General features: G+C 40.8%; 15 protein-coding genes and 1 riboswitch. All 15 genes read left to right on the forward strand.

The genetic code is table 11. From position 1 onward, the window contains the following. The first annotated feature begins 9 nt into the window (after positions 1-9). The 15 genes from JET18_RS14380 (at position 10) to JET18_RS14450 (ending at position 15,165) form a co-directional block, all read left to right on the forward strand. On the forward strand, positions 10-747 hold the full coding sequence (locus JET18_RS14380) for a methyltransferase family protein (protein ID WP_202092169.1): 738 nt from the start codon (positions 10-12) through the stop codon (positions 745-747). A gap of 21 nt (positions 748-768) precedes the next feature. Further along, positions 769-1,650 carry a bestrophin family protein gene (locus JET18_RS14385; protein ID WP_202092171.1) on the forward strand — a complete coding sequence of 294 codons (882 nt, stop codon included), beginning with the start codon at positions 769-771 and terminating at the stop codon, positions 1,648-1,650. Between the two features lie 22 nt (positions 1,651-1,672). Continuing rightward, positions 1,673-2,569, forward strand: a complete 897-nt coding sequence (locus JET18_RS14390) for a cation diffusion facilitator family transporter (RefSeq protein ID WP_202092580.1) — start codon at positions 1,673-1,675, stop codon at positions 2,567-2,569. A 14-nt stretch (positions 2,570-2,583) separates the two neighbouring features. Further along, entirely contained in the window at positions 2,584-3,003 is a 420-nt protein-coding gene (locus tag JET18_RS14395; RefSeq protein WP_202092172.1) for a Fur family transcriptional regulator, read from the forward strand. A 44-nt stretch (positions 3,004-3,047) separates the two neighbouring features. Further along, a complete protein-coding gene (locus JET18_RS14400) occupies positions 3,048-5,012 on the forward strand; it encodes a heavy metal translocating P-type ATPase (RefSeq protein ID WP_202092173.1) in 1,965 nt (654 codons plus the stop codon). Between the two features lie 545 nt (positions 5,013-5,557). Beyond that, positions 5,558-5,920, forward strand: coding sequence for a hypothetical protein (locus JET18_RS14405; RefSeq protein ID WP_202092174.1), 363 nt, complete (start codon positions 5,558-5,560; stop codon positions 5,918-5,920). A 204-nt stretch (positions 5,921-6,124) separates the two neighbouring features. Next, positions 6,125-6,400 carry a YHS domain-containing protein gene (locus JET18_RS14410; protein WP_202092175.1) on the forward strand — a complete coding sequence of 92 codons (276 nt, stop codon included), beginning with the start codon at positions 6,125-6,127 and terminating at the stop codon, positions 6,398-6,400. Further along, a complete protein-coding gene (locus tag JET18_RS14415) occupies positions 6,387-7,070 on the forward strand; it encodes an SCO family protein (protein WP_202092177.1) in 684 nt (227 codons plus the stop codon). Before JET18_RS14410 ends, JET18_RS14415 begins: the two co-directional genes overlap by 14 nt. A gap of 307 nt (positions 7,071-7,377) precedes the next feature. After that, positions 7,378-8,052 carry a superoxide dismutase gene (locus JET18_RS14420; RefSeq protein ID WP_202092179.1) on the forward strand — a complete coding sequence of 225 codons (675 nt, stop codon included), beginning with the start codon at positions 7,378-7,380 and terminating at the stop codon, positions 8,050-8,052. 3 nt (positions 8,053-8,055) lie between these two features. Further along, complete coding sequence (locus tag JET18_RS14425) at positions 8,056-8,424, forward strand: hypothetical protein (protein ID WP_202092181.1); 369 nt, start codon at positions 8,056-8,058, stop codon at positions 8,422-8,424. Positions 8,425-8,665: 241 nt separating this feature from the next. Beyond that, positions 8,666-9,493, forward strand: a complete 828-nt coding sequence (locus tag JET18_RS14430) for an MbnP family protein (protein WP_202092183.1) — start codon at positions 8,666-8,668, stop codon at positions 9,491-9,493. Next, positions 9,486-10,532, forward strand: a complete 1,047-nt coding sequence (locus tag JET18_RS14435; RefSeq protein ID WP_202092582.1) for a cytochrome-c peroxidase — start codon at positions 9,486-9,488, stop codon at positions 10,530-10,532. Before JET18_RS14430 ends, JET18_RS14435 begins: the two co-directional genes overlap by 8 nt. Positions 10,533-10,546: 14 nt before the next feature. After that, complete coding sequence (locus JET18_RS14440; protein WP_202092184.1) at positions 10,547-11,488, forward strand: transporter; 942 nt, start codon at positions 10,547-10,549, stop codon at positions 11,486-11,488. A gap of 213 nt (positions 11,489-11,701) precedes the next feature. After that, positions 11,702-11,888: riboswitch (cobalamin riboswitch) on the forward strand. Positions 11,889-12,004: 116 nt separating this feature from the next. Further along, positions 12,005-14,035, forward strand: coding sequence for a TonB-dependent receptor plug domain-containing protein (locus tag JET18_RS14445; RefSeq protein WP_202092185.1), 2,031 nt, complete (start codon positions 12,005-12,007; stop codon positions 14,033-14,035). Continuing rightward, positions 14,032-15,165, forward strand: coding sequence for a YncE family protein (locus tag JET18_RS14450; protein ID WP_202092186.1), 1,134 nt, complete (start codon positions 14,032-14,034; stop codon positions 15,163-15,165). The genes JET18_RS14445 and JET18_RS14450 overlap by 4 nt, the downstream gene beginning before the upstream one ends. Positions 15,166-15,167: the final 2 nt, after the last annotated feature.

A 15,167-nucleotide genomic window follows, 5' to 3' on the forward strand; every position in this document is an offset into this window, starting at 1 on the left:
TAACAGAATATGGCTTTAAAAGAAGAGCTTGAAAAACAGGGAAACTGGCTGTTTAAGTACAGAAGTATCCTGCCGGTTGGTATTTTGTTCGTGGGATTGGTGGTTTTTATTGAAACGAATCTGCAGCAGACGATCACGGACTGTACCGTTTACTATGAATTCTTTTGCCTGCTGGTGAGTCTTACAGGCTTAGGAATCAGAATATATACAGTGGGACATACCCCGAAAAACACTTCAGGAAGAAACACAGTAGAAGGACAGGTTGCAGACACCCTTAACACAACAGGAATATACAGCGTGGTAAGGCATCCGCTGTATCTGGGGAACTTCTTTATGTGGCTGGGACCCGCGCTGCTCACGGAAAGTATATGGTTCATCATGTCTTTTGTGCTGTTCTACTGGATATATTATGAAAGGATTATGTATGCCGAAGAACAGTTCCTCGAAAGAAAATTTGGAACAGTTTATAAAGAATGGGCAGATAAAGTGCCGGTTTTTATTCCTAAATTAGAGATGTTTACCACAAGCAGTCTGTCATTCAGTATAAAAAAGGTAATCAGGAAGGAGAAAAATGGGCTTTTTGCTGTTTTTTTAATTTTTATGGTTTTTGATTTGGTAGGAGAGTTGATTAAGCGGCACACCCATTACAATATACTTTTTGTGATTGGATGTCTTTTGACCATGGTAACTTATATCGTACTTAAAATCATTAAAAAAAGAACCTCATATCTGGAAAATAACAGATAAAACTTAATAAAAATTTGAGTTATGCTGCTAAACAAGAAAATATCCATCTGGTATTTCATTCGTGAAATAAGATCCCAGATCGTGTTTATGGCCATATTTGCCGTAGCCATCGGACTGCTGGACCTTCTCCCGTGGTTTCGTAAAATATCCCTTCCTCTCAATATTCCGGCTCTTTTAGGAACAGCCGTATCATTGCTGCTTGCGTTCCGGACTTCCCAGTCCTACGAAAGATGGTGGGAGGCTAGAACCGTCTGGGGAGCAATAGTCAATGATTCCAGAACCCTGATGAGGTTGGTGATCCAGTTTTATCCTGCAGGAGATCACAGGATCATAAAGGATTTTGCAGAAAGACAGATCATCTGGACCTATGCACTCGGTGAATCTCTTAGAAAGCAGCCTTTTTCAGATCAAGTTCAAAAGTATCTGGATGAGCATCACATCAAAGCCGCAAACATTCCGAATGCGCTTTTGGATGCCCATTCCGGACAGCTCAGAGAAACGGCTTCTTCAAGAGAACTAACGGATTTTCAGCAGATGCAGCTGAATGATATCATCACCAGGCTCTGCGACAGCATGGGGAAATGTGAAAGACTGAAAAATACGGTTTTTCCAAGGTCCTACAGCATATTGCTGCATACCCTGATCTATGTTTTTGCTGCCATACTTCCGTTTGGATTGGATGATGCTCAGCTTGCGGTGGAGATTATCATTACTTTCCTCGTTCCGGTGATGTTTCTTGCCATAGAAAAAACGTCAATCATTATGCAGGATCCTTTTGAGAACGGACCGGTAGATACACCAGTCACCTCATTGGCTCAGACCATTGAGATTAATATCAGACAGATGGCAGGAGAGCAGAACGTTCCTGCCAAAAAAGAAAATCCTTTATACTACGAAATGTAACAGATTCAAAATTTAAAAAATGATGAACGAAACCAAAATACAAACCGCTTCACCAGCCAGCAGACACAAAAAGAATCTGCTTATCGTGCTGTGTTTAAGCGGAACCTATATGATCGCCGAAGTCATTGGCGGTATCGTTACCCAAAGTCTGGCCCTGCTGGCCGATGCAGCCCATATGCTGACCGATGTCGTTGGGTTGTTCTTAGCATTCATTGCTATAAAAATTGGAGAACGGAAAGCAGACCCCGGGAAAACATTTGGCTATTACCGCACCGAAATACTGGCCGCGGTTATCAATGCTGTTATATTGCTGGGGATTTCCCTTTATGTGCTTTATGAAGCGTATCAGCGTTTTCAGGATCCTCCGGCTGTTCAGAGCAAAACCATGCTTATTGTAGCCGGAATAGGACTTGTCGTGAATATTGTAGGAATGATGATTCTCCGGAAAGATTCAGATGGCAGCCTCAATATGAAAGGTGCTTATTTTGAAGTCCTTTCAGATATGCTGACTTCCATTGGCGTGATGATTGCCGGAGTGATTATGCTCACAACCGGCTGGTATTATGCAGACCCAATTATTTCCGCAGCCATCGGGCTTTTAATATTCCCGAGAACATGGCGCTTATTGAAAGAAGCCGTGAACGTATTGCTGGAAGGAACACCGAAAGACGTAGATATTCACCAGCTGCGCCAGTCACTGGAAAAGGTTTCCGGCGTGAAAAATGTTCATGATCTTCATGTCTGGTCATTGACATCCAGTGTAAATGCGATGAGTGCACACATTGTTAAAGACAATGGTACTGCCCAGAACCAGCTGCTAAAAATATTAACAGAGGTAACCACTTCCAGTTTCAAGATCAGCCATACCACTTTTCAGATCGAAGAAGAAGGCTACGAAGAACAGGAAGTACACCTTTAAAATCAATCCAACTCATGAAAAAAGATATAGAAAATAAGCTTATTGATAAAAACACCAAGCCTACCAGCATGAGGATCCTGGTGTATGATTTTTTGAGTACCCAGGATGCGGCGCTGTCCCTTTCTGAAGTGGAAAACCATTTCGACAATGCAGACCGGACAACTATTTACCGAACCCTGAAAACCTTTGAAGAAAAAGGAATTGTCCACAGTATTCAGGAAAATACCACCACAAAATACAAATTATGCGATGACGGCTGCGATGAAAAGACCCATAAAGACTGGCATCTGCACTTTTACTGTAAAATATGCAGGCAGACTACCTGCAGAGAAGATATTTCCTTTCCGGAAAACGTTCAGACCAGCTTCAGAATTGATGAAATAAGACTTTTTGCAAAAGGAATCTGCGAAAACTGTCTGGAAAGTTTGCAATAGCATTGCATTCGGTTTAACCCTAATTTTACATAAAAATAGTACTTATGGAAGAATGTTGTAGCACAAAACCTAAAAATAAAGAACCTCACAAACATGATCATTCCGAAGGAGACGGACACGATCACTCCCATGATACCGGCGACAAAACTGTATTTCAGATGTTTCTCCCGGCCATTATATCTTTCCTGCTGTTGCTGGTAGGAATAGCATTGGATAATTATATCAAAACAGAATGGTTCACAGGCTGGGTACGCTTAGTATGGTACCTGGCAGCCTATGCTCCCGTTGGTTTTCCGGTTTTAAAGGAAGCCTTTGAAAGCATCAGACAGGGAGATGTATTCTCCGAGTTTTTCCTGATGGGAATTGCCACTGTAGGAGCCTTCGTGATCGGTGAATATCCGGAAGGGGTTGCCGTAATGCTGTTCTATTCGGTAGGAGAAGTATTCCAGGGAATGGCTGTTTCAAGAGCCAAAGGGAACATCAAAGCATTGCTGGATCAGCGTCCGGATGAGGTAACGATCATCGAAGGCAGCCAGCCTAAAACCATTAAAGCAAAAGAAGCCGGAATAGGAGATATTATCCAGCTGAAGCCGGGTGAAAAACTGGCGCTGGATGGTGAACTGATCACAGCATCAGCTTCATTCAATACCGCTGCGCTGACTGGTGAAAGCAAACCGGACACCAAAGAAAAAGGAGAAGCTGTACTGGCCGGAATGATCAATATGAACAGCATAGCTCTTGTAAAAGTAAATACGGCGTATGAAGACAGCAAGCTCAGTAAGATATTGGAGCTGGTACAGAATGCCACCGCACAAAAAGCCCCGACTGAACTCTTCATCCGGAAATTTGCCAAGGTCTACACCCCAATTGTGGTTTTTCTGGCCATAGGAATATGTCTTCTGCCTTACTTTTTTGTAGACGATTATGTCTTCAGAGACTGGCTGTACAGAGCGTTGATCTTCCTGGTGATTTCATGTCCATGCGCATTGGTGATCTCTATTCCGTTGGGATATTTTGGAGGAATCGGTGCTGCGAGCCGAAACGGGATTCTGTTTAAAGGAAGCAATTTCCTGGACAGTATTGCAGAAATTCAGAATGTGGTGATGGATAAAACCGGAACCATGACAGAAGGCGTTTTCAAAGTACAGGAAGTAAGCATTAAGCAAGATTTCAATAAAGAAGAGATCCTGAAATTGGTGAATGCCCTTGAAAGCAAAAGTACCCACCCTGTTGCTACAGCCATTCACAATTATGCAGGAGAGATTGATCATTCCATTCCGCTGGAAAACGTTGAGGAAATCGCAGGACATGGCCTGAAAGCAACAGTGAATGGAAAAGAGCTTCTGGTAGGGAACTTCAAGCTGATGGATAAATTCAATATCAGCTACGATATCAACCACGCCAATATTGTCTACACGCTTATTGCAGTAGCTTATGATAAAAAGTTTGCAGGTTATATCACCATTGCAGACAGCATAAAGGCGGATGCCAAAGAAACGGTTGATCATCTGCACCGGATGGGCGTAAAAGCAACCATGCTAAGCGGGGATAAAGGAACGGTTGTAAAATATGTAGCTGATCAGCTGGGCATCGACAGTGCTTTTGGAGACCTTTTGCCGGAAGATAAAGTCAATAAAGTAAAAGAAATCAAGGCGAAAAACCAAACCGTAGCCTTTGTAGGCGATGGCGTAAACGATGCTCCGGTAGTTGCCCTCAGCGACGTAGGAATTGCCATGGGCGGACTTGGAAGTGATGCTACCATAGAAACAGCAGATGTCGTTATTCAGGATGATAAACCCAGCAAAATCCCAATGGCCATCAATATCGGTAAACAGACCAAGAAGATCGTATGGCAGAATATTATTTTAGCCTTTGCCGTAAAAGCAGTCGTCCTGATACTCGGAGCCGGAGGTCTCGCCACCATGTGGGAAGCTGTATTTGCGGATGTAGGCGTAGCGCTGTTAGCCATTTTAAATGCAGTGAGGATCCAGAGAATGAAGTTTAGTTAGGAGCAGATGGGTAATAGGTGGCGGGTTGCAGGTAGCGGATATCGGATGATAGATTTTTAGGATGCAGGAAATAGCAGTCCATTATTAGCAGCATAAAATTTTATCTCCGATAAAATCCTTGCGCCTTAAAACGTTTTTTTAGAATAAAACTTGCGCCTTTGCGATAAAAACATTAAGATCATTCTTTTAAAAATAAAAACATCCAACCTTATAGGATTTCAAAACCTATGAGGTTTTTTTATGTAAAAAAATCAGCAAGATCTGCGAAATCAGCGGGAAAAAATCAGGCTTTGAATCATTAAGAAGAATAACAATCAACCTCATAGGTTTCTAAAACCTATGAGGTTTTCACCGTAGAACAAAATATCCGAAATAAAGAGAAGAAATTGCCATTACACCACAATACAATTTATCTTCCCTAATCCCTAATCCCTAATCCCTAATCCCTAATCCCTAATCCCTAATCCAAAAATAATAATGACATTCATCATAATATCATCCATAAACACAAATTGAGTAGTATATTTGTAACACAGAACTGATCATTGAGATTTTTTATTTCCATATTCATCATTTTTACCATAGCATTACGCCCTGTTTTGCCATTGGTGAATTATGCTGTCAACTATGATTATATTGTAAAAAACCTTTGTGAGAACAGAAATGTACCTCAGTCAACGTGTAAAGGGAAATGTTACGTCAGCAAGGAGCTGGCAAAAACGGAAAAACAGTCCGGCAATTCGCAGGTCATCAAAATATCTGTACTGGATGTATTTCTTTCTCATGAGACGCTTGCATTTTCAGATCATCAGTTTTTTGATCCGGAATCCCGGTCTGCAGATTCAGATTATTTATTTGATCATACTTCAGACTATTTCTCACGGATATTCCATCCTCCCTTATCGTAAATTTTATTTTAAACTAGATCTTTAGTTTGTTTTAACTGCTGCACAATTGTCTTTTATGACCAATGGGAATACTTCTGTAAGTTTCCGGGATAAAGAAGGTTTTGCGAAGTTGAGGTTTAAAACAATCACAGCTCATATTAAATTTAGTTTAAAAACCGCATCATTTTCGTTCAATACTATTATCAATTTCAATTTTAAATTAAAATGAAATCAAAAATTATTTTAACGGCATTATTGTCAGTTTCATTATTCGCATGTGCCCAGGAAACCCCTAAAGTAAAGCATAAAAAGAGTACTTCGTCATCAAAGTCCAATGTAGCAAAAGTGAAATTTGCCAACGCAGAAGACCCGATCTGTCATATGAAAACAGAAGATGATATGAAAGATACCGTGGTGTATAAAAATAAAACGTATGGTTTTTGCAGTACCTACTGTAAAGACGAATTCAAAAAAAATCCTGAAAAGTATGTCCAGAAATAAAAAGACAGGTAACGGAGCAAAAAGAAAAGTGATCATTCCGATTGTGATTTTTGCCTTGCTTTTTCTGGGAATAGGGATAGGAATGGGGTATTTTAAAAAGAACCTGTATACCGTGATGAAGGTTCCTGATTTTGAACTCACCGACCAGAATAATAAGAAAATCACCAATAAAGATATGCTGGGAAAAGTATATCTCGTAGAATTTTTCTTCAGCAGATGCCCTACGATTTGTCCTGTGATGAACCGGAATATGAGATTTATTGAAGATCAGGTGAACAGCCCTGAATTCGGGATTATTTCAATAAGCATAGATCCGGAGAATGATACTCCGGCTGCCTTGAAAGAGCATGCCAAAAGTGTAGGTGCAAAATCTCCCGACTGGCATTTTCTTACCGGAGACAGAGATTATATCGGAAAGCTGGCGGATCAGTTCAACATTTATGTGGGGGATAAGGAAGACGACAGCGAAAGCCTTAACCACAGCGGAATGATTGCCCTTGTGGATAAAGAAGGAAATATCCGGTGCAGGTATAATAAAGACAATATGCCGATCCTTTATTATTCAGGATTGAATTATGAAGACCCTGAAGGAAAAACGCCCAAACTGAACGGGAAATACCATCCGGACAGAGAAATATTGATCGAGGATATTAAGAAATTATTGAAATAGAGTAGGGAAAGGAAGATGGAAGAATGAAGCTGGAAGTTAATGATGAGGATAATGATGGATGATGGTCATTAATGTAATGATTGAAAGACAAATGAAATTGAGATCATGGAGTAGAAGAGTCTTTATGCAGAAGCTAATGACGGGATAATGATCGATGGAATTCATGAATGCAGATGGTTAAAAAGATGAGATGAAGAAGTATCAATGAAGGATAGTCATCTTCAGACAGAAATGTCTTCGTGCTTCCATCCTCCTGCTTCCCTTCTATAAGTAAAAAAATATTGTTAAACCATAAAAACAAAACGTTATGAAGATTTTGAAAATTGCAGCTTTAAGTGCCGTATTTGCCGCACAGTTTGCTTTTGCGCAGTTTAAGCAGACTCCGCTTCCGTATGCTTATAATGCGCTGGAAGGTTCGGTAGATGCACAAACTATGGAAATTCATTATTCAAAGCACGCTGCAGCTTATGTTGCCAACTTGAATAAAGCCATTGCCGGAACGCCACAGGAGAAGCAGAGCCTGTTTCAGATCCTTTCGGGGGTGTCCAAACTTACCCCGGCAGTAAGAAATAATGCGGGCGGACATTACAACCACGAGCTTTTCTGGACTGTTCTTACGCCTGTGAAAGATACAAAGCCATCTGAAAAACTGGCAAAAGCGATCAATGAAACTTTCGGAAGCATGGATGCGTTCAAAGAAAAGATCAGCAAAGCCGGTGCAGACCGTTTCGGTTCCGGATGGGCGTGGCTTTCTGTGGATAAGAACGGAAAACTGTTTGTTTCATCAACAGGCAATCAGGATAATCCATTGATGGATGTAGTGGAAGAAAAAGGAACTCCGATCCTGGGAATTGATGTATGGGAGCATGCCTATTATCTTAAATACCAGAACAAGAGAGCAGATTATCTGACTGCGATCTGGAATGTGCTTAACTGGAAAGAGGTAAGCAGAAGATATGATGAAGCGGTAACCAAAAAATAACAGATGAATTTAATTTGCAGCATATTCCTCACGTTGTATATGGTGTTCAGACCTCTGATCCCATTGATGGAGTATGCTGTAAATTATGATTATATTTCCACGACACTCTGTGTCAATAAAAGCAAGCCTGAGCTTCACTGCAACGGGAAATGCTATGTAAGCAAAGAACTTGCAAAGACAAATGATTCTGATTCTTCGCCTTTAAACAAAACTAAAAACTCAGGACAAAAGGTCCTTGATATCTGTACACTTCCGGAGATTGCGGTAGTACAGAAAGCAGAAAAATTCTTTTCTTCAGATTTTAGTTTTCTCTATGAAACAGCTTATTCTTTTCTGTTTCTGAAATATATTTTCAAGCCACCGGTTTTTTAAGCCAGATTTTTACCATTTACAAAACCACAGGGAGCAAAAAACGTTTTCCCGGCATTTGAGTGCTTTATACTTTAATGGAAATCAAAAATTTTCAACAAAGCTTAAGGGGTTTCTCTGTGTCGTTTTCAATACATTTTCAATAACTAAAGTGTCAAAACTTTTGCGCCTTTTGTGGTAAAAAACTGAATGTTCATCCATTCAAAAGCATTTCTATTTTAAAAATTCAACTTAAAAAATCAACATGAAAATTTATAAATTTTTATCATTATTCTTTATTGCCATTACTTTATTCACCATATCATCCTGCCGGAACAGTGATGATGACGATCCCCAGGATACTGCAACAGGAAACCTTCAGATTAAATTTGAAAACGGATTCAATAATCTGGGGAATATTGTGTTGAATCAAACGGTACAAACCTCTGCTGCAGGGCAGAAGCATAAATTCTCAACCCTGAAATACGTGATCAGCAATATCACCCTGATTGACGAGAGCGGGAATGAATTCAAATACAATGAAAATAATCCGGATAAAGGAGCTTTCATTATAGATCAGGCCGATGCGGTGGCCGGAGTCATTTATATTGATCTGAACGGAATTCCGAAAAACAATTACAAAAAAGTGAAATTCGGGCTCGGGATCAGTCAGCAGGCATATCTGCTGGGGATGGACGGGCAGGCAGAATTCTGGACAAAAGCCAAACAGAAAGGGATGTCGTGGTCGTGGGCCGCAGGATATGTCTTTGTAAAGCTGGAAGGGAAATACGGAACAGGAACAGCTGATACGGAATTTATGAACCATACCGGAAATATGGGCAATGTGACCGCCAATCATACTCCGGATCTTTACCGGGAAATTACGTTGAATCTTCCCACTACAGCCAGAGTAACAGCTCAGGTAAGACCTTCGATCCACATTCTTGCAGATCTTAATCAGTTTCTGAGCGGCAGCAAAGCCCTTACTCTGGATACTGCCAATAATATGATGATGGGATCAGGCCAGCATCTGGTGGATGTTACCAATAACCTTACTGCGATGTTTAAAGTAGATCATGTACACAATGATTAGGGTTTTCTTAAAAACAGTACTGGTGGTCATGAGTTTTTTGAGCTGGATTTCCTGTGCCGATGAGGTGATCCAGCCTCTGGAAAAAGACGAAGCCTATCGTCTGGAATTTCCGTCTTATTTCCCTGAAATGACTTTCGATGCATCGGGAAATCCTGTGACCAAAAATGGTGTGGAACTGGGTAGGAAACTATTTTACGAAGGAAGATTATCCAGAAACAATACCATATCATGCGGGTTCTGCCATATCCAGGAAAATGCTTTTACCCATCATGGTCACAATGTAAGCCATGGCGTGGATGACAGAATTGGAATCAGGAATGCGCCGCCTATTCAGAATATGGCTTTTTTGAAGCGGTATATGTGGGATGGCGTTATTCACAACCTGAACGAGCAGGCTATTATCCCGATTACAGATGTGAATGAAATGGACAGTTCAATGCCTGAAGTGATTTCTAAATTAAAAGATGACCAGAAATATAAAAAGCTTTTCATGGCGGCCTATGGTGATGAGAATATTACGGGAGAAAGGATATTAAAAGCCCTTTCGCAGTTTATGGTGAGCATGATCTCGGCAGATTCGAAATATGACAGATTCAGACAGGGAAAAGAAAATCTTACTCCTGAAGAATCCCAGGGAATGGCTCTTTTCCAGCAGAAATGTACTGCCTGCCACAGTGGGGAATTGTTTACCGATGAAAGCTTCAGAAATACGGGAATGTATTACAATGACCAGTTCAAAGATGCCGGACGGTACCGGGTAACCCTGGATCAGAAGGACTGGATGAAGTTCCGTGTTCCGAGTCTCAGAAATGTGGAATATACGAAACCTTATATGCACGACGGAAGATTTTATACGCTGGAAGCCGTGCTGAATTTCTATTCAGACAGCGTTGAGGATAATCCGAACCTGGATCCGCAACTGAAACAGAACGGCCATATCGGAATAGCCATGAATACTCAGGAAAAGCAGTTGATCATTGCCTTTCTGAAAACCCTGTCCGATAAAAATTTTATTTCCAATCCAAAATTTGCAGAATGAGAATCACGAAGAACATGAACAAGATAATTTTTATACTCAGCCTGGCTTTATCAGTAATAGGGCAGGCCAAACCAATCAACGACAGTATTTATATCGCAGATGAAATCAGCAGACTGGTTCTGGATGACTGCGATGCATGCGGATGTGCTGCAGGCAACGGTTCTTCCGGCTTTGAGTCTTTGCTTAATCCCCAGTTTATAGGCATTAAATACTTTGCCCAGCATTATAAAGCCAGGGAAAATATGTTTGTCAAAGACCTTACCCAGGACCAGTATTTCAATACCCTACAGGTCTGGGGAAAAATTCCGGTGACGAAGAACCTGAGTGTATACGCCAGTCTGCCGTTCCATTTTCATGAAAAGAAAACTATGCAGGGAGATATCAATATCAATGGCATTGGAGATCTGAACCTGATGGGTATTTACCGGCTGATCAGTTCCAAAGATAGTGTTCACCAGCTCAACGGAGGTTTGGGCGTAAAAGTTCCTCTGGGCAGGTTTGATGAAAAAGGAGTTTCCGGTGTCAACCCCAGTTTTCAGTTGGGAACGGGAAGCTGGGATTATCAGGCGGCCGTTAACTATAAATTTCAAAAGAATAAGCTGGCTGTGCTGGTCAATACGGACTACACCATAAAAACGGAAAACAAAAAGAAATACCGTTTTGGAAACCAATGGAATTACGCAGCAACAGGATTTTATCAGATTGCAGGAAATGAAAAAACAATTTTTTCTGCCAAAGCCGGACTTCAGGGGGAAGTATATAATGAAAACAAGCAGTTTGATGAAGCATTACCCAGAACAGCAGGAAGTGCTTTGTACGGAAAGCTGGGTTTTGAAGCTTCCTATAAAAAATTCAGTCTGGGTGGAGAAGTGATGCTGCCGGCCTATTCCAATCTGGCGGGCGGTGATATTGAAGCGAAATCAAGGTTCAGTATTTTTTTCAATTTTGGAATTTAAAGAACTGGTGGCTTCGGGAGCCTCAGCCACCAAATATGGGTTATTCAATGCTCATTATTAATAGAAATATTGTACTCTTAATTATAATTTCTAAAAACTGGTGGCTGAGGTTCTCGAAGCCACCAGTTTTACTATATCAATCAACAAACCTGCTCTTTTCATAGTGTTGAGAATTAATTTATTATGCCGTGTATTGCATCTGTCAATAATTTTCTATCTTTGCCGAAATCTGGTGCGCTGTAAAAAGCACTTAAAAGGGAATCCGGTGAAAATCCGGAACAGACCCGCTGCTGTAAGCTCCATATCAAAGTTTTTGAAGATTATATCCACTGTTTTTTTTAATGGGAAGGATTTCAAAAATGGAGTAAGTCAGAAGACCTGCCGGAGGATGAACGTTTGATGCTTTCGTGGAATAAAGCTTAGGACAACAATAACTTTGTGCAGGATCAGCTGTGCTTTGTTGTTGCTATCTTATACCTATATCCATTAGCAGGCATCATTATTCTAAATGAGCTAATGGTCGGAAAATTTACAGTTTCACGCATTCAGAAAGGAGTTGTCATATTGTTTGTGATAGCCTCGCAATTTATATACTCACAATCCAGAGATACCATTACGGAGACAACAATTCTCCCCATTCAGATTTCCAGAAAAAATTTTAAAGAAATTCTTCCTGCCCAGATTCTTTCAGGAGAACAGCTGGAAAGACTTAACAGTCAGTCGGTAGCAGATGCTTTACGGTACTTTTCAGGCGTTCAGATCAAAGATTACGGTGGTATGGGCGGGCTGAAAACGGTGAATATCCGGAGTATGGGAAGCCAGCATGTAGGCGTATTTTACGATGGAATTCAGCTTGGAAATGCTCAGAACGGAGTGGTGGATCTTGGAAAGTTCTCGCTCGATGATATTGAAGCGATCTCTATCTACAACGGTCAGAAAAGTGAAATTTTCCAGCCGGCAAGAGATTTCGGATCATCAGGTTCTATTTATCTGCAGCCTAAAATTCCGGTTTTTAAGGGAGGTCAGAAAACCAATATAGCGGTGAGGCTGAAATTAGGTTCCATCAGTTTATTCAATCCTTCGTTCCGTCTGGAGCAGAAGATTTCAGATAAGGTTTCAGCAACTTTCAGCTCGGAATTTGTACAGAGTGATGGTTTGTATAAGTATAAATACGAGAAGAAGAATTCCGACGGCTCGGTAGCGAATGATACCATTGCCAGAAGATATGATTCCTACATCCGCGCCAAACGGTTTGAAACCAGTCTTAACGGAACAATCAATGATGGAAGCTGGAGCGTCCGCGGGTACGGATATATTTCCGACCGGGGAATTCCTACCGCAGTTGTGAATAATGATTTTGGCCCGAAAGGACAGCAGATGCTGGATGAAAATTACTTTGTACAGGCTTCTTTCAGGAAAAAGCTCTTCCCGAAATTGGAAACCCAGGTTAAAGCCAAATTTGCGTATGACTATTCCCGGTTTTTAGATACGGTGAATGTAGCGACAACCGTTCTTCCCATAGATAATACCTATGTTCAGAGAGAGCTGTATTTTTCATCATCCAATATTTATTCTATTAACCCGAATTGGGATGTAAGTGCAAGTTTTGACTTTCAGTACAATAATCTTGATGCAAGTCTGAGGGATTTTTCTTTTCCCACCCGCTATACTTCATTATTGGCTTTTGCCACTACTTACCAATGGAACAGGTTCAAATTCCTGGGAAGTGTTCTCGGAACTTTTGTTCATGAAAATGTAGAAAAAAATGCCAAATCTCCTGATAAAACAGAGTGGACACCTTCCGCGTTTCTAAGCTACCAGCCCTTCGAATCAAAAGAATTTACCGTCAGGGCTTTTTATAAAAGAGTTTTCAGGATGCCGACTTTCAATGATCTGTATTACACCATGATCGGGAATACTATGCTGAAGCCTGAATACACCAGTCAGTATGATGCGGGTTTTACGTATCAGAAACTTTATGACCACAAAGTATTTAAAGGAATTTATCTGAAAGTGGACGGATATTATAATGAGGTGGAAGATAAGATCGTAGCGGTTCCTACCACCAATTTATTCCGGTGGATGATGACGAATCTGGGTGACGTGAAGATTTTTGGTGCAGACGTGAATGTACAGGCTGAATTTGATATCAATAAAGTTAAACTGAAACCTCTGGTAAGCTACACCTATCAAAGAGCCGGAGATTATACCGATAAAAAAGAGGATTATTACGGCGATCAGATTCCTTATGTGCCATGGCATGCCGTGACCTTTACCATGATGGCGGATTACAGAGACTGGAGCTTCAATTACAGTTTTATGTACACGGGAGAACGCTATGATGCACAGCTGAACAATATCAGAGCCAATTATCTTCAGCCATGGTACACCCATGATTTATCTGTTCAGAAGAAATTCAACTGGAATTCCCACCAGTTCAAGGCCAGTTTTGAGGTGAATAACCTCCTGGATCAACATTACGACGTGGTAAGGAATTATCCGATGCCCGGAAGAAATTTTAAACTTATTGTAAGCTTTACATTATGAAAAAACTCAACTTTTGCCTGCTCGCTTTTACCATTTTCTTTCTGTTCTCATGCCGGACAGATGATTATGTAGTACCCTCGGAAAAAGACGAGGTGAGCACAGGAGAAGACACGCCTATCAAAGGTTTTTATCTTCTGAATGAAGGAAATATGGGCAGCAATAAATGTACGCTCGATTATTTCGATTATGCGACCGGAACTTACCACAGAAATATTTATGCAGAAATCAATCCGAATGTGGTCAAAGAGCTTGGTGACGTAGGAAACGACATTATGATCTATGGAAGCAAAATGTACGTGATCGTTAATGTTTCCAATAAAATTGAAGTACTGGATGCTAAAACGGCAAAACGCATCAAAACCATACAGCTTCAGAACTGCCGCTATATGACTTTTAAAGGAAACAAAGTATATGCAAGCAGCTATGCAGGACCTGTAGAACTGAATCCTGATTCTCCGCCGGGAAAAGTGGTGGAAATTGATACCACTTCACTTACTATTGAAAGGCAGGCTGTGGTAGGCTATCAGCCGGAAGAGATGGAAATTATAGGAAACCAGCTTTTTGTAGCGAATTCCGGAGGCTATATGTTCCCGAATTATGACAAAACGGTTTCTGTGGTTGACCTGAACAGCTTTACGCAGACAAAGAAAATAGATGTGGCGATTAATCTCCACCGCCTTCAGAAAGATAATTACGGAGATCTGTATGTGAGCTCCAGAGGAGATTATTACAATATTCCGTCAAGTCTTTTTGTCGTAGATGCAGCGACCGGAGCTGTGAAAAAAGACTTTCATGTGGCCGTAAGCGGAATGACGATCGTGAATGACAAGCTGTATTACTACGGCAATGAATTTAATTACAATACACATTCATACGTCAAGACCTTCGGGATTATTGATGTAAAGACAGAACAGGTGATTGCCACTAAAATTATTGACCAGCAGTATGCTGATGAGATCAAAGCACCTTACGGAATTGCTGTGAACCCTTATACAGAAGATATCTATATCACGGATGCCAGAAATTACGTAACCACCGGATATGTATACTGTTTTGATAAAGCCGGAAAATTCAAGTGGAAAACCGAAGGCGGAAATATCCCTGCTCATTTTACTTTTTTATATAAATAATC

The organism is Chryseobacterium endalhagicum, assembly GCF_016745235.1.
GTDB lineage: Bacteria > Bacteroidota > Bacteroidia > Flavobacteriales > Weeksellaceae > Chryseobacterium > Chryseobacterium endalhagicum.

Excerpts from the sequence above, each read along its gene's own strand:
- JET18_RS14380 (WP_202092169.1), top strand. The coding sequence starts at position 10 with ATGGCTTTAAAAGAAGAGCTTGAAAAACAGGGAAACTGGCTGTTTAAG.
- JET18_RS14385 (WP_202092171.1), top strand. The coding sequence starts at position 769 with ATGCTGCTAAACAAGAAAATATCCATCTGGTATTTCATTCGTGAAATA.
- JET18_RS14390 (WP_202092580.1), top strand. The coding sequence starts at position 1,673 with ATGAACGAAACCAAAATACAAACCGCTTCACCAGCCAGCAGACACAAA.
- JET18_RS14395 (WP_202092172.1), top strand. The coding sequence starts at position 2,584 with ATGAAAAAAGATATAGAAAATAAGCTTATTGATAAAAACACCAAGCCT.
- JET18_RS14400 (WP_202092173.1), top strand. The coding sequence starts at position 3,048 with ATGGAAGAATGTTGTAGCACAAAACCTAAAAATAAAGAACCTCACAAA.
- JET18_RS14410 (WP_202092175.1), top strand. The coding sequence starts at position 6,125 with ATGAAATCAAAAATTATTTTAACGGCATTATTGTCAGTTTCATTATTC.
- JET18_RS14415 (WP_202092177.1), top strand. The coding sequence starts at position 6,387 with ATGTCCAGAAATAAAAAGACAGGTAACGGAGCAAAAAGAAAAGTGATC.
- JET18_RS14420 (WP_202092179.1), top strand. The coding sequence starts at position 7,378 with ATGAAGATTTTGAAAATTGCAGCTTTAAGTGCCGTATTTGCCGCACAG.
- JET18_RS14425 (WP_202092181.1), top strand. The coding sequence starts at position 8,056 with ATGAATTTAATTTGCAGCATATTCCTCACGTTGTATATGGTGTTCAGA.
- JET18_RS14430 (WP_202092183.1), top strand. The coding sequence starts at position 8,666 with ATGAAAATTTATAAATTTTTATCATTATTCTTTATTGCCATTACTTTA.
- JET18_RS14435 (WP_202092582.1), top strand. The coding sequence starts at position 9,486 with ATGATTAGGGTTTTCTTAAAAACAGTACTGGTGGTCATGAGTTTTTTG.
- JET18_RS14440 (WP_202092184.1), top strand. The coding sequence starts at position 10,547 with ATGAACAAGATAATTTTTATACTCAGCCTGGCTTTATCAGTAATAGGG.
- JET18_RS14445 (WP_202092185.1), top strand. The coding sequence starts at position 12,005 with ATGGTCGGAAAATTTACAGTTTCACGCATTCAGAAAGGAGTTGTCATA.
- JET18_RS14450 (WP_202092186.1), top strand. The coding sequence starts at position 14,032 with ATGAAAAAACTCAACTTTTGCCTGCTCGCTTTTACCATTTTCTTTCTG.